Here is a 17,863-nt window from a genome sequence, read left to right as displayed (position 1 = left end):
ACTGACACAAGAGACTCCTGGGCCGGCCGGTACCCTGACGCCCATGCCGTCGTCGCGCTCCGCCGTCCCGCCGTTCGAGGTGATGACCGTCCTGGACCGGGTGGCCACTCTGCGCGCCGCCGGCCGCGACGTCATCTCGCTGTGCGCGGGCGAGCCGGCCGGGGGTGCGCCGACGGCCGTCAGCGCCGAGGCTGCCCGGCTCCACGCCGCGGGGAGCCCGTTCGGATACACCCCGGCGCTGGGCATCCGCCCGCTCCGGGAGGCGTTGGCCGGACATTATCGACGGTGGTACGGGGCTGAGGTGAGCGCTGAGCGGGTCGCCCTCACCACCGGGTCCTCCGGCGGATTCCTGCTCGCGTTCCTGGCCGCGTTCGAGGCGGGCGACAGGGTGGCGCTGGCCCGGCCCGGCTACCCCGCCTACCGCAACATCCTCAGCTCGCTCGGCTGCGAGGTGGTCGACATCGACTGCGGCCCCGAGGTGCGGTTCCAACCCACCGTCGAGCTCCTGGCCGCGGCCCACGCGGAGGCGCCCCTGGCCGGGCTGATCCTCGCCTCGCCCGCCAACCCCACGGGCACGATGGTGAGCCGACCCGAACTCGCCGCGCTGGTGGCGTGGTGCGCGGCCAAGGGGGTGCGGCTCGTCAGCGACGAGATCTACCACGGCGTCACCTACCCCGTCGGCGCGGGTCGCGGGACGTCTGTCCTCGAGCTCAGCGGCGACGCCGTCGTGGTGTCGTCGTTCAGCAAGTACTGGGGCATGACGGGGTGGCGGCTCGGGTGGCTGGTCCTGCCCGAGGAGCTGGTGGGCGCCGTCGACGCGTTGGCTGGAAACCTGGCGCTCTGCCCGCCCGCCCCGGCGCAGCACGCGGCGCTGCGGGCGTTCGACGAGGCGTCGTACGCCGAGTGCGACGAGGCGGTGGCCGACTTCGCCGCCGCCCGCTCGGTGTTGCTGGCAGCCGCGGACCGCCTGGGGTGGGGTGTCGCGGCGCCGGCCGACGGCGCCTTCTACTACTACGCCGACCTCGGAGACCAGCTGGACCGGTGGGGCACGTCGGCGGCCTACGCCTCGGCGCTGTTGGAGGCCACCGGGGTCGCGGTGACTCCGGGGCGCGACTTCGACTCCCGGCTGGGCGACCGCACGGTGCGGATCAGCTTCGCCGCAGGCAGCGCCGCGATCGCGGAGGCCGTGGAGCGGATCGTCGCCTTCCAGGCCTGATGCTCAGCGGGAGACGGTGGGGTCGCCGTCGATCCAGAACCTGAGCGGGAAGTCCGTGGCCCTGCCCACGCCGATGCGCGGTCCGACGGCGACCCGCGGCTCGTCCCCCACCCGCGGGATCAGCGTGAGGCCGGTGCTGCCGTCGAGGGGTGCGCCGGCGTCGGGGAGGGTGATTCCCATGGCGACGGTGAGGCGGGCGGGCCCGGCTGCGAGGTCGGTGTCGCGGCGGGTGACGCCCCTGGCCGAACGCCGCGCCCGGGCGGTTTCGAGGCCCTCGATCACCTCACCGGCCCGGATCAGCACCCCGGTGGGGGTGCCGTCCACGGCCACCACCACGTTGAAGCAGGTGTGCAGGCCCATGTGCCGGTACACGTAGGCGTGCTGCCCGGGCCCGAACATGGCGGAGTTGCGGGCGGAGGGGCCACGGAAGGCGTGCGACGCGGGGTCGAATCCTCCGCCGTAGGCCTCCACCTCGGTGATCCGCAGCGTGACGCGCGCGCCGTCGCGGTCGACGGTGAGGGTGCCGTTCAGGAGCGCCCTGGCCTTGGCCGCCACCTCGTAGAGCAACGCGACGGCCTCGGCGGGCAGCTCCGCGTAGGAGATCGACGGTGGAACCAGCATCACTCGCCGCGGGGGGTCAGCACCTCTGCCAGCCGGGCGCCGAGGGGAGAGTGCGGCATGGGCTCACCGTCGACGTGCGTGACCGGCGCGACAATGCGGCCGCTGGACAGCAGCCAGGCACCGCGGCAGCGCTCCAGGTCCGAGCGGGTGAGGGCGGCGACCTCGACGGTCAGTCCCGCACCCTCCGCCTTGTCGAGGAGCTCGGCGATGGTGATGGAGCGCAGGATGCCGTGGAGCGGGGGCGTGACGAGGATCCCGTCGATGTCCAGCACCACGCTCGACGTGGGGCCCTCCAGGAGTGAGCCCGACGGGGTGACGAAGATGACGTCGTCGGCGCCGTTGGCCTTCGCGTAGCGCTTCGCGGCCATGTTGATGCCGTAGGACAGCGACTTCGCACCCGGCAGGAGCCAGGGCAGCGGGGCCACGTCGGCGCCCTCGAAACCGCGGTCCAGGATCAGCACCCGGACCCCCTCGGCGCGTTCGCGCTTCGTGGTGGCGTCGAGCGGCGCGGCCATCACCCAGCCGTTGGGCTCGTCGAGGCCCTCGGGGCCGCGGGTCATGATCGTCCGCAGGACCGCCTCGGGATCCTCGTCCCAGTCCCAGGCCGCCAGGATCGCGGCGACGGCGCGGCGGTAGCCGGCCTCGTCGGGGGCGGGCAACTGGAGGATGCGGGCGGAGGTGGCCAGCCTGTCGAGGTGCTCGTCGAGGTGGTGCGCGCGGCCGAAGCTGGCCAGCATCGCGTCGAACACGCCGTCGCCTCGGACCACGCCCTGATCGTCTGCGCGGACGATGGGTGTCGCGGGGTCCACGAGGGTGCCGTCGAGCAGGGCGAGCATGCGGATGGTCATGCGGCCGAGATTACGCCTCAGTGGACCCGACGGGGGCGAAGCCGCGGCCGGTCAGGCGACGGTAGGCCTCGAGGTAGCGCTCACGAGTGGCCGCGACCACCTCGTCAGGCAACGGCGGGGGCGGGGTGTCCGTCGCCCTGTCCCAGCCGGAGTCCTTCGCCAGCCAGTCGCGCACGTACTGCTTGTCGAAGCTCGGCAGCGACTCCCCCGGCCTCCACGTCTCGGCGTCCCAGAACCGCGAGGAGTCCGGCGTCAGCACCTCGTCGGCCAACACCAGGGTGCCGTCGGCGCGGCGGCCGAACTCGAACTTGGTGTCGGCCAGGATGATCCCTCGCGCCGCCGCGATCTCCTGGGCGCGCGCGTAGATCCTCAGCGTCAGGTCCCTAAGCTCACCGGCCAGCTCCTCACCGTGGAGGGAGGCGATCGTGGCGAAGTCCACATTCTCGTCGTGCGCACCCAGCGGCGCCTTGATGGCCGGGGTGAAGATCGGCTCCGGCAGCTTGTCGCCGTCGCGCAGCCCCTCGGGCAGCGGCACGCCGCACACCGTCCGCGACACCTGGTACTCGGCCCACCCGGATCCGGTGAGGTAGCCGCGGGCGACGCACTCCACCTCCACCATGTCCAGCGCCTCGACGAGCGTGGCCCGCCCCGCGACAGCAGCCGGCACGTCGGTGCTCACCACGTGGTTGTCGACGAGGTCCGCCAGCTGCGCGAACCACCAGAGGCTGAGCTGGGTGAGGATGGCCCCCTTGTCCGGGATGGGGGTGGCCAGCACGTGATCGAAGGCCGAGATGTTGTCTGTGGCCACCATCAGGATGCGCTCGGTGCCGCCGTCGTCGACGGTGTACAACTCGCGCACCTTGCCGGCGTGCCGCAGCGGAAGGTTGAGGACGTCCCCGAACTGACTCACGCGGCTGAGCCTAGTGGCTGCCTCGACGCCGGCGAAAGATCACGATACGGACCCAATCCCGGACCCCCCTTGACGCGGGTGCCGGTCGCGGTTTAGCTTTATCTCATCGATGTAAACCGGACGTGGCCGAAGTTGGTCAAACAGGCTCATCGGAGCGGGTCGGCACGGACGCCGAGCTCGTTTTCAACGCTATAACAGGTGGCACGCCCATGTCGGCGTGCAAGAGGCGGAGGCTCGCTGTGATCCAGCGCACATACAGGTCAGGACGGGGGTCAGCTCAGTGAAGAGATGGCTCTACTCGCCCAAGGTGGCCCCTTACATCTTCGTATTGCCGTTCGTCCTGACGCTGGCGATCTTCTGGGTGAGCCCGCTGATCAAGTCGTTCATCATGAGCACGCAGGACATCATCCCGGGCTCGGTGACCAACGTCGGCCTGGCCAACTTCGAGCGGCTGATCGGCGATCGCCTCTTCTACGTGGCTCTCGGCAACTCCATGAAGTACATGATCTTCACGCTGTTCCTGCTCATCCCCATCCCGCTGCTGCTGGCCGTGCTCATCAATTCCAAGCTCGGCACGGACAAGATGAAGGCCATCTTCAAGTCGGTGATGTTCATCCCGGCGCTCACCTCCGTCGTGATCGCGGGCATCGTCTTCCGCCTGATCTTCTCCGAGTCCCCCACCGCGCTGATGAACCAGGTGGTCGGAGCCTTCGGCGTCGATCCGGTGAAGTGGCTCAAGGGCAGCGAAACCGGCTTCCTGGCACTCCTCACCGTGGCGAGCTGGCGCTGGACTGGCGTCAACATCCTGTACTTCCTCGCCGGCCTGCAGGCCATCCCCACCGACTACTACGAGGCCGCCTCACTGGACGGCGCGTCGGCATGGCAGAAGTTCTGGCACGTCACCGTTCCCCAGATGAAGCCCACCATCGTCTTCGTGATCACCATCAGCGTCTACGGCGGCCTGGCCATGTTCCTGGAGAGCTTCATGCTCTGGGGTGGCAACAACTCCCCGCAGAACATCGGCCTCACCATCGTCGGCTACCTGTACCGGCAGGGCATCGAGAAGAACGACCTCGGTTACGCCTCGGCCGTGGGCGTGGTGCTGCTCATCATCGTGCTCGCCATCAACATCCCGCAGCTGATCGCCACCGGGACCTTCAAGAAGGAGGAGCGATGAGCACCTCGTCGTCACAGGTGAAGCCGATCGACGCCAGGCTCACCAAAGAGAAGGCTTCGCGCATCGGCAAGAACGACCGCCAGATGAGCGACGAAGGCAAGGCGTTCCGCCGCCGTTCCCGCGGCGCCACGGCGCTGATGGTCCTGTTCTTCGTGGGCCTGGGGCTGCTGGTGCTCCTCCCGTTCTGGGCGATCTTCGTCGCCACCTTCCAGGACGGCAACATGATCGTCCGCTACGGACTCAACCTCGGGATCGACTTCTCCACGGCCAGCTTCGACAACTGGGTGGCCCTGTTCACGGACTCCGGAAGCTACTTCCGGTGGTTCTTCAACAGCACACTGGTCACGCTTCTCCAGGTGGGCCTGACGCTGGCCATCAGCTCGTTCGTGGCCTACGGGTTCGCCATGTACGAGTTCCGGTTCAAGAGCGCTCTGTTCATCTCCGTGATCCTGCTCATGTCGGTGCCGTTCGAGATGCTCATGCTCCCGCTCTACATCCAGATCAACGACATGCAGCTCCAGGACACCTACACCGCCGTGATCCTGCCGTTCCTGGCGCATGCCGTGACCATCATGTTCTTCCGGCAGTACCTGCGGGGCATCCCCAAGGAGATCGTCGAGGCGGGCCGGATCGACGGCGTCACCGAGATGGGCATCTTCTTCCGGCTCGTGCTGCCGCTGACCAAGCCGGCCTTCGCCGCCATGGCCATCTTGAACGGCATGGGTAGCTGGAACAACTTCCTCTGGCCGCTGCTCGCTCTGCGCAGCCCGGACAAGTACACGTTGCCCATCGGCCTCAACACCTTGTTGACGCCGTACGGCAACAACTACGAACTCCTCATCGTCGGATCGTTCTTCTCCATGATCCCGATCTTCATCCTGTTCATCCTGTTCCAGCGGTTCTTCATTGAAGGCATGACCGCCGGCGCCATCAAGGGCTGACGCCCACTCCCCCCGTCCACCACAACTCAACATCCGACTCCCCAGCGCAGGTGCTGGAGGACAAGAAAGGTATCTGTCGATGAAACTCAAGAAGTTTGCCACAGCGGCTCTTGCAGCGGGCATGGCCACCATGGCCCTCACCGCGTGCAACACCGCTACGCCCGACACGTCGGCCGAGTCGACCGCCGAGGGCTCCGTCATCACCCAGGAGGCCGTCGAGGGCGCCACCGAACTGGAGCTGTGGACGTTCGTGGAGCTGCACGCGCAGTTCTACACCGAGATGGCTGAGATCTGGAACGAGCAGAACCCCGACAAGCTCGTCCAGATCGCCGTCAACGTCCTGCCCTACGACGACATGCACAACAAGCTGCAGATCGCGCTCACCTCGGGCCAGGGCGCCCCGGACATCTCCGACATCGAGGCCGGCAAGTTCCCGCAGTTCACGCAGGGCACCCCCGCGCTCATGGACCTCACCGAGGCCGCCGCACCGTACCGCGACAACATCGTCGAGGCCCGCCTCGACCTGTTCTCCAAGGACGACGCCCTCTACGGCCTGGACTTCCACGTGGGCGCCACCGTCGCGTTCTACAACACCGAGCTGCTCGAGGCCGCCGGGATCGACTACACGACGATCGTGACGTGGGACGACTACAAGGAGGCCGGCGTCGAGTACTTCGAGAAGACCGGCAAGTACCTGGGCACCGTCGACACCTCCGCGGCCTGGCAGGAGGGCCTCCTGCTGGCCCAGCTCGGCGGCGAGTACTTCACCGACGACGGCAAGGTCAACGTCAACAGCCCCGAGATGATCGAAGCGATCACCATCCTCAAGGGTCTTCAGGACGCCAACGCCGCCGCCGTCCCCCCGGGCGGCCAGCCGGACACCGAAGAGGCCTTCGGCGCCTACAACAACGGTGACTTCGCCGCTGCCGTGATGCCGTTCTGGTTCACCTCCCGCTACCTGGCCTACATGCCCGACTTCGCCGAGAAGATCGCCATCGCTCCCCCGCCCACCGTCGAGAACCCCGTCAACATCTCCGTCGGCGGCGGCGGCACGGGCACCGCGGTGATCAAGGACGGCGAGAACGCCGAACTGGCCGCCGAGTTCATCGCCTGGGCCAAGCTGGGCACCGAGGGCAACATCTCCACGTGGGAGCTGCTGGGCTTCGACCCGCTCAACACCGAGGTGTGGGCGGATCAGGAGATCACCCACAACCCGGAGAACAAGTTCGTCAAGTACTTCCAGAACAACCCGTTCGAGCCGCTCCTGGAGATCCAGGACAGCATCGGCCACCTGGAGTCCTTCACCAACGGCTCCATGCCTTCTGTGAACAACCTGCTCAACACCCAGACCCTCAACGACATCTTCGAAAACGATGTGCCGATCGAGGACGCGCTGAACCAGGCGCAGTCTGACCTGCAGAACGAGCTCGGCGAGTAATCGTCGCTCTCCCATCCCTCTGAAACGGGGCGATCGGGCTTAGCCCGCGGGCTACCGGATCGCCCCGTTTCGCTGTGCCCCGCCGCGTGCAGGGCACCCCGAACCACACTCGTCTGAGGAAGACACTTTCATGACATCTCATCGCATCAGCGTGGACCCGGACTTCGTCGTCGGCCCGGTCCGCCCCAGGACCTTCGGCTCCTTCGTGGAGCACCTCGGGCGCTGCGTCTACACCGGCATCTACGAACCCGGCCACCCCACCGCCGACGAGCAGGGCTTCCGCCAGGACGTCCTCGAGCTGGTCCGCGAGCTCGGCGTCTCCACCGTGCGCTACCCCGGCGGCAACTTCGTCTCCGGCTACCGCTGGGAGGACGGCGTCGGCCCCGTCGACCAGCGCCCCGCCCGTCTGGACCTGGCCTGGCACTCCACCGAGCCCAACACCTTCGGCACCGACGAGTTCATGTCGTGGTGCGTCAAGGCCGACGTCGAGCCGATGATGGCCGTCAACCTCGGCACCCGCGGCATCCAGGAGTCGCTGGACATTCTCGAATACTGCAACGTTCCCGGCGGTTCGCACTTCGCTGATCAGCGCCGCGGCAACGGCGCCGAGGACCCCTACCGCGTCAAGATGTGGTGCCTCGGCAACGAAATGGACGGCCCGTGGCAGATCGGCCACAAGACCCCCCAGGAATACGGTCGCCTCGCCGCCGAGACCGCGCGCGCCATGCGGATGATCGATCCTGGCCTGGAGCTGGTGGCCTGCGGCTCCTCCAACACCGAGATGCCCACCTTCGGCGAGTGGGAGCGGGTGGTCCTGACGGAGACCTATGACGTGGTGGATATGGTCTCTGCCCACGTCTACTACTACGAGGACGAGGGCGACCTCGGTTCGTTCCTGGCCTCCGCCGTCAACATGGACAGCTTCATCGACGGCGTGGTCGCGACGGCGGACGCGGTGCGGACAGCGACCAAGCGCACCAAGCGGATCAACATCTCGTTCGACGAGTGGAACGTCTGGTACCAGCAGCGGGTCGAGTCCAAGGTGTCCGAGGGCGACGACTGGCCGGTGGCACCCCGGCTCCTCGAGGACCTCTACAACGTGGCCGACGCAGTCGTGGTGGGCAACCTGCTCATCTCGCTGCTGCGCCACACGGACCGGGTGCACTCCGCGTCGCTGGCGCAGCTGGTCAACGTGATCGCCCCGATCATGACCGAGCCCGGCGGCCCTGCATGGAAGCAGACCACCTTCCACCCGTTCGCGCTCACCTCGAGGTACGCAAAGGGATCTGTGCTCAACGTTCCCGTCCGGAGCGAGACCTACGAGACGGCCAAGTATGGCGAGGTCGCCCAGATCGACGCGGTGGCCACGCACGACGCCGAGGCTGGAGAGGTCGCGGTGTTCGTGGTCAACCGAGGGATGGCGGGGACGGCACCCATCGAGGTCAACCTCAAGGCGTTCGGCGAGGCGCGACTCGTCGAGGCGGTCCAGCTGTCCAACCCGGATCACACCTGGGCGGCGTCGATGCAGGACTCGACGTCGGTCGAGCCCCAGTCGATCGACGGCGCCGCGATCGTCGACGGCGTCCTGAAGGCGGAGCTCCCTGCGGTGAGCTGGGCGATGTTCCGCATCGCGACCGCGTGAGCTGATATCGCCTCCCGCTCCCGGTGCCGGGAGACATGACACGAGGCCCGTGCGGCCCTTGACCACACTCTGCTTCTCGACCGCAAGCCGGTCAGGGGCAGGGTAGTCGAGGCCGCACGGGCCTCGTCTCATGTCTCCCTGCACTGGTCCGGAGGTGGCGTGGCCGGCCCCGGGCTGGTGCCGACAGGGCGGCCTGGTGAAGGTCTGTCCAGGCGGGACGCCAGTTCGGTGACCCTCAAGCTGGGCACCCCGCCGCAGAACGCCCTGCCGTCCCCCACCCTCGCGCACAACCCGCGTCGCGCGCCGGCCCGCTCGGCTGGCTGAGGCGCGAGGAGCGCAGCGACGACCCCACCGCTGGCTGAGGCGCGAGGAGCGCAGCGACGAGCCTCGAAGCCTAAGAAACGTGCGCTGACAAGGTCACCTTCCATAGGCTTCGAGGCCGCTGCGCGGCACCTCAGCCAACGAGACATGAGCCACGAAGCCACCGACGGGGACAGCAGGGCGGTGGGTGGTGGGGGCCGGGGCAGGTTGGGTGGGCGTTGAGGACGGCGTCGCAGCGCGAAGCGCCGCCGCCGGCATCATGGGCGGCCCGGCCCCCACCACACGCCGCCAACCCGACCACGGCCAACCGGAGAACAGGAGAACAGGAGTCAGATGTCGGCGCCGGCGTAGCGGTCCGGGGCGTCGGCCATGCCGGCGGCCAGGGTTGAGCCGTCGGCGTCGTCGATCAGCAGGAAGGCCCCGCTGCGGCGGAGCTCCAGGTAGTCGTCGATGGGGAGGTCGTCGGCGAGCCGGACCCGCACGCGGCCGATGTCGTTGAGCCGCAGCTCCTGCGGGGCGCGACGGTACTCGACCGAATCGATGTCGAGCAGGTCGATGATCTCCTCCACCATGGCCCGCACCGTGCGCGTGCCGGCGCGCAGCAGCACGCGGTCCCGCGGGCGGATCGGGCGCTCCGACAGCACGCACACCGTGCCACCGACCGAGCGCGTCACATACCCGCGACGCTCGGGCTCCGCGATGAGATCGCCCCGCGAGATGTCGATGTCGTCGGCCAACCGCAGGGTCACGGACTGCGGCGCGTGCGCCACCTCCAACTCCCGCACCGAGCCGTCGGCCTGCCCCAGGTCGATGCCGACGACGGTGGTGGTCCGTCCGCCGGGCAGCACGGCCACCTCGTCGCCCACCTTGACCACGCCGGCGGTGATCCGCCCCGCGTAGCCGCGGTAGTCGCGGTGCTCCCCCGATTGGGGGCGGATGACCACCTGGACGGGGAACCGAAGCGGCTGTTCCGAGGGATCGGTGCCGACGGGGACCGATTCCAGGTGCTCCAGGAGCGTGGGCCCGCCGTACCAGGGGGTGTGGGCCGAGCGGTCCACGACGTTGTCACCCAGCAGCGCCGAGAGGGGCACCGCCACCACGTCCTCGATGTCGAAGCGGGCGGCCAGTGCCCGCGCGTCGGCCACGATCTCGTCGTAGCGCTCCCGGCTCCACTCCACCAGGTCCATCTTGTTCACCGCCAGAGCCACGTGCCGCACGCCCAGAAGCCCGGTGACGGCGAGGTGTCGCCGGGTCTGCTCGACGACGCCGTAGCGGGCGTCGACGAGGATCAGCGCCAGCTCGGCGGTGGAGGCGCCGGTGACCATGTTGCGCGTGTACTGCACGTGGCCGGGGGTGTCCGCCAGCACGTAGGAGCGGTTGGCGGTGGAGAAGTAGCGGTAGGCCACGTCGATGGTGATGCCCTGTTCACGCTCGGCGCGCAGCCCGTCGGTGAGGAGCGCCAGGTCCGCGCCCTCGAGGCCGCGCTCCTTCGACACCCTCTCCACCGCGTCGAGCTGATCGGCCAGCACAGACTTGGTGTCGTAGAGGAGGCGCCCCACCAGGGTGGACTTGCCGTCGTCGACGGAACCCGCCGTCGCGAGCCGGAGGAGGTCGTGCGTCATCAGAAATATCCCTGCTTCTTGCGGTCTTCCATGGCGGCCTCGGAGAGCCGGTCGTCGGCGCGGGTTGCGCCGCGCTCGGTAATACGCGAGGCAGCGACCTCGAGGATCACGCCCGCCACGTCGGCCGCGTCGGACTCGACGGCACCCGTGCAGCTCATGTCGCCGACGGTGCGGTAGCGCACGACGCGGGTCTGGGTGGGCTCGCCCGGCTTCGGGCCGCCCCACTCCCCCGCGGTCAGCCACATGCCGTCGCGGTTGAACACCTCACGCTCGTGCGCGTAGTACAGGCCGGGCAGCTCGATGCGCTCACGCTCGATATAGCGCCACACGTCGAGTTCGGTCCAGTTGGACAGCGGGAAGACGCGCACGTGCTCGCCGGGCGAGTGCTTGCCGTTGTACAGCTCCCACAGCTCTGGGCGCTGCCTGCGGGGATCCCATGCTCCGAAAGAGTCGCGCAGCGAGAACACCCGCTCCTTGGCGCGCGCCTTCTCCTCGTCGCGCCGCCCGCCGCCGAACACGGCGTCGAAGCGTCCGGCCTCGATGGCGTCGAGCAGCGGGACGGTCTGAAGCGGGTTGCGGGTGCCGTCGGGGCGCTCGCGGAGGCGGCCGTCGTCGATGTAGTCCTGCACGGAGGCCACGTGGAGCCGGGCGCCGATCCGCGCGACGGTGTCGTCGCGGTAGGTCAGCACCTCGGGGAAGTTGTGGCCGGTGTCCACGTGGAGGAGCGCGAACGGCAGCGGCGCCGGGGCGAACGCCTTGAGAGCCAGGTGCAGCATGACGACGGAGTCCTTGCCGCCGCTGAACAGGATGACGGGGCGCTCGAACTCGCCCTCCACCTCCCGGAAGATGTGGATGGCCTCGGACTCCAGGTGGTCCAGGTGGTCCAGGGTGTATTCGGGGGGCAGTGTCATGTGTGCAATCCGCATTCGGTCTTGTTCTTGCCGGCCCAGCGGCCGGCTCTGGGGTCTTCTCCGGGGGCGACGGGGCGCGTGCAGGGCGCGCAGCCGATCGACGCGTAGCCGCGCTCCCGCAGCGGGTTGAGGTGGACGTCCTCCTCGAAGGCGAACCGGTCCACGTCGTCGTCGTCCCAGGCCGCGATCGGGTTGAGCTTGACGATCCGCCGCTTCTCGTCGAAGCCCACCAGCGTGATGTCGGTGCGGGTGGGCGCATCAACCCGCCGCATCCCCGTGACCCAGGCCTTGTGACCGGCGATGGCGCGGTTGAGGGGCTCCACCTTGCGCATGGCGCAGCAGAGGTCTGGGTCGCGGTCGTGGAGCCGGGCTCCGTATTCGGCGTCCTGCTGGTTGACGCTCAGCACGGGCAGGATGGTGCGGATCTTGACGCGTTCGGCGTAGTGGTCGCGGGTTTCGAGGGTCTCGGCGAAGTGGTAGCCGGTGTCGAGGAAGAACACGTCAAGGCTGGGCGCCGACTGGGCGATCAGCTCCACCAGCACCTCGTCGCCCATCGACGACGCGACAGTGATGTCCGCGCCGAAGGTTTCCTCGGCCCACTGCAGGACCTCGCGGCTGAGCTTCACCTTGCCGAGGTGGCCCGCGTAGGCGGGGTCCGACTCGAGGGCGGTGAACCGCTCGTTGGCCTCGTCGGCGATGGCGTGCAGGTCATCCATGGTGCTTGGCCTCCTCTTCGGCGATCCGGGCTGGGATGTGCTCGGCTGCCACCCGGTGCTGGGTGACGGAGAACACTCGGGCGCAGGCCAGGCAGTGCCAGGCCCCGATGGGCTCCTCGACGGGGCGCAGGTCCTCCTCCGCGCAGAACGGGCAGTGGAAGATCACCGCGCTCATCGCAGGAGGTCCTCGTCGGCCCGGTGGGCCCACTGCGCGAAGGGCTCGTCGGCGTCGCGGTGGGCGAGGAACGTGCGTGCCAGGCGCTCGATGTAGTCCGGCAGGTCCGCGGCCGCCACCTTCAGTGCCCGGGTCTTGCGGGCCAACTGCGGGGTGGCGCCGAGTCCGCCGCCGAGGTGCACCTGGAAGAGCTCGACGAGGTTGCCGTCCGCGTCGGACTGCACCATGCCCTTGAGGCCCACGTCCGCCACCTGGGTGCGGGCGCAGGCGTTGGGGCAGCCGTTGACGTGGATGCTGAACGGCACGTCGAACTCCGGGAGCCGGGCCTCGAGCTCCTCGACGATGAGCCGGGCGCGCGCCTTCGTCTCCACGAGCGCCAGCTTGCAGTACTCGATGCCGGTGCAGGCCATCACGCCGCGGCGGAACTCAGACGGCCGCGCGGGCAGGTCCTCGGCGTCGAGCGCCTCGACGAGAGCCTCGACGGCGTCGCCGGGCACGTCGAGGACGAGCAGCTTCTGGTGGGGGGTGAGCCGCACGCGGCCGGAGCCGTGCTGGGCGGCGAGGTCCGCGATGCGGGTGAGCCGGGTGCCCGAGACGCGGCCGGCGATGGGCGCGACGCCCACCCAGAACGTGCCGTCGGCCTGGGCGTTGACGCCCACATGGTCGCGGCGGAGGTGGGTGGCGTCCTGGGGTGGGCCGTCGAGAAGCTTGCGCCCCAGGTACTCGGTCTCGAGGACGTGGCGGAACTTCTCCGGCCCCCAGTCCGCCATGAGGAACTTGAGGCGGGCGCGGTTGCGGAGGCGGCGGTAGCCGTAGTCGCGGAAGATCGAGACCACGCCCTTCCACACCTCTGGGACCTCCTCCAGCGGCACCCAGGCGCCGAGGCGCTGCGCGAACATCGGGTTGGTGGAGAGCCCGCCGGCTGCCCATACGTCGAAGCCGGGGCCGTGTTCGGGGTGGACGACGCCGACGAAGGACACGTCGTTGGCCTCGTGCGCCACGTCGAGGTTGGGGCTGCCGGAGATGGCGGTCTTGAACTTGCGGGGCAGGTTGGAGAACTCGGGGGTGCCGATGTAGTTGTCCAGGATGGCGCGCACGGCGGGAGTGCCATCGACGATCTCGTTGGCGGCGATGCCCGCCACGGGCGAGCCGAGGATGACGCGGGGGGTGTCGCCGCAGGCCTCAGCGGTGGTCAGGCCCACCGCCTCGAGGCGGCGCCAGATTTCCGGCACGTCCTCCACGCGGATCCAGTGCAGCTGGATGTTCTCGCGGTCCGAGATGTCCGCGGTGTCGCGGGCGAACTCGGTGGAGATGGTGGCGACGACCCGCAGCTGCTCGTTGGTCAGGGACCCGCCGTCGGAACGCACGCGCATCATGAAGAACTCGTCGTCAAGGGCCTCGGGAGGCAGCGTGGCGGTCTTCCCGCCGTCGATTCCGGGCTTGCGCTGCGTGTAGAGACCCCACCATCGCATCCTGCCGCGCAGATCCTCTGGCGCGATGCTGGAGAAGCCCTCCTTGGAGTAGACCTCCTCGATGCGGGCGCGGACGTTGAGCCCGTCGTCGGCCTGCTTGAACACCTCGTTGGGGTTCAGCGGCGTCTTGTCGCCGTCGGCCCAGGCGCCGGTGGCCTGGTTGCGCTTGGGGCGGGTTACCGCTTCGGTCATCGTCGGTCCTTCGTCGGGGGCCTTGCTGAATCCCCCAACCCGACGATGGGGCCGGTCATTCCCGACGGCCAGCCGTGATCGCCATGGGCGAACAGGATTTCTCAGGCCTCGGCGCCGTCGAGCGTTGTCACGGCCTGGGCGCTGCCCTCCACCTCGATGGGGATGGTGTTGATGGCGATGATGCCGAGAAACAAAGTCTCGTACGAGCCGCGCACCGTCACATGGGCGCGGTTGCCGCCCTCGACCCTGGCCTCGGCGGACAGCCCCGCCACGCGGGCGAAGCTGACCGCCTCCCTCTTGGCCGCGGCCACGTCGAGGGTGGCGCCGTCCGGGGTGATGCGGAGCTCGTGTGTCGCGGCTCTGGCCGCCTGGGACGCCACCGCCCTCGCCTCCTGCTCGGCGGCGGCGTGCCCGGCGAAGTCCACCCCGAGGCCCACCATGAGGATGAAGGCGGGCAGCGACACCGAGGTCCACACCGACAGCGCGAGCCCTCGTTGGTCGCGGGTGGTCATCGCACCGACACCGACTGCAACTCACCGACGATGACGTCCGCGGAGCGACTCAGCTGCAGTGGGAGGGTGCCGGTGAAGCCGGCCGCGGACCAGTCCACCGACCAGGTGGAGGTCGCGGTGACGGTGTAGCGGCCGTCCTCGAGGTACACGTACCCGCAGTCGGGCGAGGCGACGTTCTTCCCGCCCTGGGTACGCGCGGAGGACCACGCGGTGCCGCGGCCGCAGGAGACCGTTTCGCCGTCGCCCATGTCCCACTGGACGCGGCTGGCGCCTGCGGTCAGGGTCACCGCGATGCCGGAGTCGGTCGCGGAGGCGGTGACCGGGCCCCACTGCTTGTCCGACGGGGAGTCGGCCCACAGCCAGGTCTCCCATCCGACGAAGCCGATCCGTTCGGTGGTGTCGCCGCGGGGTTGCATGCCGAGGTCGATGGCCTCGAGGCCGATGGATGCCAGGACCCGTCGGACGGCGGCCTCGGCATCGGCTTGAGTCACTGGGTCTGGGGGCGCGGGCAGCCAGCGCGTGAAGACCATCCCGGGGTCGGGCACCAGGGATCCGTTCGGACGAATACAGGTATAGATGGCGCCCTCGCTGTTGGCCTCCCATGACGCGTCAGTCAGCGGTGGCTGCGGCTCCTTGATTCGGCACCAGCCTTGGGCCGCGCCGCTCCACGTCCCGTAGGCCGTCCGGCAGGCGATCTCCTCGCCGGCATACGAGCAAGTTCGCTCGCCGGCGGATACTGTGGTGGTGCCCACCCCGGCGCTGCCCTCACTGCGCGGCGGCTCTGCCTCTATGTAGCACTCACCCACACTGAAGTCGTTGGACAACTGGCACCCGACCCCAGGCGATGCGGCAGATTGCGGCGCAAACCCGACGCTCACAGCTGTGAACAGAGGAGCGGCAACTAATAGGCCTAAGACGAAGGCGACGAATCGGCGCCCGCCAAGCCCCTCCTGGCCAGTGGGACTCGGCTCTGCGATTAGCACGCCTCCTCCTGGTTGCGTCGTTCAGCCAACCTCCAGCGCCCATCCTTGCCCTGCTTCATCACCGCAGTCTCCGCGAGGCTTGGAAGTGACTGCACAGAAACAGTGCCGGTCTCGGAATCCTCGATGCGCATGCGCGATCTGTCCACGCAGTACGTCATCTTGCTCGTCACCTCACCAGCACCCGCGGCGGCCGGCTCGGCAATGGCGATGTCGCGAAACTGCCAACCTCCGAGGAACGCAAGGTTGTCATCACGCAATTGGCCAATCGCATCCAGGATCACATTCTGAGCCTCACCGGTCGTGACCTGCTGAGTCTCAGTCAGATCAGTGAGCGATGGATCTCCGGCGAACTTCTCATAAACCCGCCAGTACTCCATCCAGGCCGCCCGAATCGCAGCCTGCTCAGCCGACTCCGTCGCGGGGGCCGGCGGGAACGACTCCACTGCCGTCAGGGACGGACTCGGCGACACCGAGGGACTCGCGGACGCCGTAGGCGACACGAACACCGACGGCGACGCCGTCGGGGCGACGTCCGGGGTGCAGCCCACGGCGAGCGCCACGACGGCGAGGGGCACGAGAAGGTGACGCATGGGCTCTCCGATCGAACAGGTCGGGGCCTATTCAACCAAGCAACCGGGTCATCTCCGCATCCGGTCCGTCAGCTGTGGATAACTCCGGTCAGAGCACGGCGCCCGGGCGGTACGCGGCCGCCTCCGGATCCGCCGCGACGACCTCAGCCACGCGCGCCGCCACCCGCGACACCTGCGCCTGTGCCGTGCCCGCCAACTCGAGCGGGCTGACCACCAGCGCGCCGAGCTCGTCGCGGGTGAGCCCGAGGCGCTCGTCGCCGGCGAGTCGGTCGAGGAGGTCGTTGACCCGCGCTCCCTTGCGCAGGTCCAGCGCCACCGCGACGGCGTGCTCCTTGATCGCCTCGTGCGCGACCTCCCGGCCCACGCCCTTGCGGACGGCGGCCATCAGCACCTTCGTGGTGGTGAGGAACGGCAGGTAGCGGTCGAGCTCAGCCTCGATGACCGCAGGGAACGCGCCGAAGTCCGCCAGCACCGTGAGGAAGGTCTCGAACAGGCCGTCGAGGGCGAAGAACGCGTCCGGCAGCGCGATGCGGCGGACGACGGAGCAGGAGACGTCGCCCTCGTTCCACTGGTCGCCGGCGAGCTCGCCCACCATGGACACGTAGCCGCGGATGACGACGGCGAGGCCGTTGACGCGCTCGCAGGAGCGGGTGTTCATCTTGTGGGGCATGGCGGAGGAGCCCACCTGCCCCTCCTTGAACCCCTCGGTCACCAGCTCCAGCCCGGCCATCAGCCGGATGGTGGTGGCGACGTTCGACGGCGCGGCGGCAATCTGCGCCAGCGCGGTGACCGCGTCGTAGTCAAGCGAGCGCGGGTACACCTGCCCCGTCGAGGTGAGGACGGCCCCGAAGCCGAGTTCGTCGGCGATCCGCTGCTCAAGGTCGGCGAGCTTGTCGGCTTCGCCGCCGAGGAGGTCGAGCATGTCCTGGGCGGTGCCGACGGGGCCCTTGATCCCGCGAGCGGGGTAGCGGGCGATGAGGTCGTCGAGGCGGGCGAGGCCCGTGAGCAGCTCGTCGGCCGCCGTCGCGAACCGCTTGCCGAGGGTGGTCAGCTGCGCGGCCACGTTGTGGGAGCGGCCCGTCAGCGGCTGATCGGCGTACTCGGTCGCCAGCCGGGCGAGTTGCGCCAGCGCCGCCACCACGCGGATCCGGACTGCCCGCAGCGAGTCGAGCACCTGCAGCTGTTCGATGTTCTCGGTGAGGTCGCGAGACGTCATGCCCTTGTGGATGTGTTCGAACCCGGCAAGGTCGTTGAACTCCTCGATCCGGGCCTTCACGTCGTGGCGGGTGATGCGTTCGAGGGCGTTGATGGAGTCGAGGTCCACCTGGTCGATCACCCGCTCGTAGGCCGCGATCACCTCGTCGGCGTTCGCCCCGCCGAAGTCGACGCCGAGGTCGCGTTGTGCGCGCAGCACGGCGAGCCATAGCTTGCGCTCGGAGACGATCTTGGCCTCGGGGGCCCAGATGTCGCGCATCTGCTGCGAGGCGTAGCGGGTGGCCAGGACGTTGGGGACGCTCATGGCACCACAGCCTAGGACTCCCCCTGTGGATACCGGAAAAGTCGGTGCCCAGCGCCC

The 17,863-nt window shown here is 68.9% G+C and carries 16 protein-coding genes and 1 pseudogene; 5 read left to right on the top strand and 12 right to left on the bottom strand.

Features of this window, described 5'->3' with window-relative positions; genetic code table 11:
* Positions 1–43: 43 nt before the first annotated feature.
* Positions 44–1,216 (top strand): pyridoxal phosphate-dependent aminotransferase, encoded by a 1,173-nt coding sequence (locus ACZK39_RS12575; RefSeq protein ID WP_463613503.1) that lies wholly within the window; start codon positions 44–46, stop codon positions 1,214–1,216.
* Between the two features lie 3 nt (positions 1,217–1,219).
* Here ACZK39_RS12575 and ACZK39_RS12570 read toward each other — a convergent pair whose 3' ends face one another.
* The 3 genes and pseudogenes from ACZK39_RS12570 to ACZK39_RS12560 form a co-directional block, all read right to left on the bottom strand.
* Positions 1,220–1,837, bottom strand: coding sequence for a DNA-3-methyladenine glycosylase (locus ACZK39_RS12570; protein ID WP_463613502.1), 618 nt, complete (start codon positions 1,835–1,837; stop codon positions 1,220–1,222).
* Positions 1,837–2,685 (bottom strand): aminotransferase class IV, encoded by an 849-nt coding sequence (locus ACZK39_RS12565; protein WP_182799062.1) that lies wholly within the window; start codon positions 2,683–2,685, stop codon positions 1,837–1,839. The genes ACZK39_RS12570 and ACZK39_RS12565 overlap by 1 nt, the downstream gene beginning before the upstream one ends.
* Before the next feature lie 46 nt (positions 2,686–2,731).
* Positions 2,732–3,595: pseudogene (locus tag ACZK39_RS12560) on the bottom strand (phosphoribosylaminoimidazolesuccinocarboxamide synthase); the annotation flags it as partial.
* Positions 3,596–3,875: 280 nt separating this feature from the next.
* Between ACZK39_RS12560 and ACZK39_RS12555 the strand changes: the two are divergent.
* The 4 genes from ACZK39_RS12555 (at position 3,876) to arfA (ending at position 8,793) form a co-directional block, all read left to right on the top strand.
* A complete protein-coding gene (locus tag ACZK39_RS12555) occupies positions 3,876–4,772 on the top strand; it encodes a carbohydrate ABC transporter permease (RefSeq protein WP_182782226.1) in 897 nt (298 codons plus the stop codon).
* Positions 4,769–5,713: a carbohydrate ABC transporter permease gene (locus ACZK39_RS12550; protein ID WP_255422093.1), complete on the top strand. Its 945-nt coding sequence runs from the start codon at positions 4,769–4,771 to the stop codon at positions 5,711–5,713. Before ACZK39_RS12555 ends, ACZK39_RS12550 begins: the two co-directional genes overlap by 4 nt.
* Before the next feature lie 79 nt (positions 5,714–5,792).
* Positions 5,793–7,151, top strand: coding sequence for an ABC transporter substrate-binding protein (locus ACZK39_RS12545; RefSeq protein ID WP_463613501.1), 1,359 nt, complete (start codon positions 5,793–5,795; stop codon positions 7,149–7,151).
* 130 nt (positions 7,152–7,281) lie between these two features.
* Complete coding sequence (gene arfA, locus ACZK39_RS12540) at positions 7,282–8,793, top strand: arabinosylfuranosidase ArfA (protein WP_463613500.1); 1,512 nt, start codon at positions 7,282–7,284, stop codon at positions 8,791–8,793.
* A 650-nt stretch (positions 8,794–9,443) separates the two neighbouring features.
* On the opposite strand, the gene cysN is transcribed toward arfA, so the two are convergent.
* The 9 genes from cysN to purB form a co-directional block, all read right to left on the bottom strand.
* On the bottom strand, positions 9,444–10,736 hold the full coding sequence (gene cysN / locus ACZK39_RS12535; protein ID WP_463613499.1) for a sulfate adenylyltransferase subunit CysN: 1,293 nt from the start codon (positions 10,734–10,736) through the stop codon (positions 9,444–9,446).
* Positions 10,736–11,647, bottom strand: a complete 912-nt coding sequence (gene cysD, locus ACZK39_RS12530; RefSeq protein ID WP_463613498.1) for a sulfate adenylyltransferase subunit CysD — start codon at positions 11,645–11,647, stop codon at positions 10,736–10,738. The genes cysN and cysD overlap by 1 nt, the downstream gene beginning before the upstream one ends.
* Positions 11,644–12,363: a phosphoadenylyl-sulfate reductase gene (locus tag ACZK39_RS12525; RefSeq protein WP_182782221.1), complete on the bottom strand. Its 720-nt coding sequence runs from the start codon at positions 12,361–12,363 to the stop codon at positions 11,644–11,646. The genes cysD and ACZK39_RS12525 overlap by 4 nt, the downstream gene beginning before the upstream one ends.
* Positions 12,356–12,538: a hypothetical protein gene (locus ACZK39_RS12520; RefSeq protein WP_182782220.1), complete on the bottom strand. Its 183-nt coding sequence runs from the start codon at positions 12,536–12,538 to the stop codon at positions 12,356–12,358. Before ACZK39_RS12520 ends, ACZK39_RS12525 begins: the two co-directional genes overlap by 8 nt.
* The gene (locus tag ACZK39_RS12515; RefSeq protein WP_459056264.1) at positions 12,535–14,202 is read right to left on the bottom strand and encodes a nitrite/sulfite reductase; all 1,668 of its coding nucleotides are present in this window, start codon (positions 14,200–14,202) and stop codon (positions 12,535–12,537) included. The genes ACZK39_RS12520 and ACZK39_RS12515 overlap by 4 nt, the downstream gene beginning before the upstream one ends.
* A 101-nt stretch (positions 14,203–14,303) precedes the next feature.
* Positions 14,304–14,714 carry a hypothetical protein gene (locus tag ACZK39_RS12510; protein ID WP_182782218.1) on the bottom strand — a complete coding sequence of 137 codons (411 nt, stop codon included), beginning with the start codon at positions 14,712–14,714 and terminating at the stop codon, positions 14,304–14,306.
* Positions 14,711–15,259 (bottom strand): hypothetical protein, encoded by a 549-nt coding sequence (locus tag ACZK39_RS12505; RefSeq protein ID WP_463613497.1) that lies wholly within the window; start codon positions 15,257–15,259, stop codon positions 14,711–14,713. The genes ACZK39_RS12510 and ACZK39_RS12505 overlap by 4 nt, the downstream gene beginning before the upstream one ends.
* A 431-nt stretch (positions 15,260–15,690) precedes the next feature.
* Complete coding sequence (locus ACZK39_RS12500) at positions 15,691–16,257, bottom strand: hypothetical protein (RefSeq protein WP_463613496.1); 567 nt, start codon at positions 16,255–16,257, stop codon at positions 15,691–15,693.
* Between the two features lie 118 nt (positions 16,258–16,375).
* Positions 16,376–17,806 carry an adenylosuccinate lyase gene (purB, locus tag ACZK39_RS12495; RefSeq protein ID WP_463613495.1) on the bottom strand — a complete coding sequence of 477 codons (1,431 nt, stop codon included), beginning with the start codon at positions 17,804–17,806 and terminating at the stop codon, positions 16,376–16,378.
* Positions 17,807–17,863: the final 57 nt, after the last annotated feature.

Source organism: Tessaracoccus luoxuelianae (assembly GCF_055326245.1).
The sequence above is the reverse complement of the archived record's forward strand: the minus strand, read 5'-3'. Positions and strand labels throughout refer to the sequence as shown.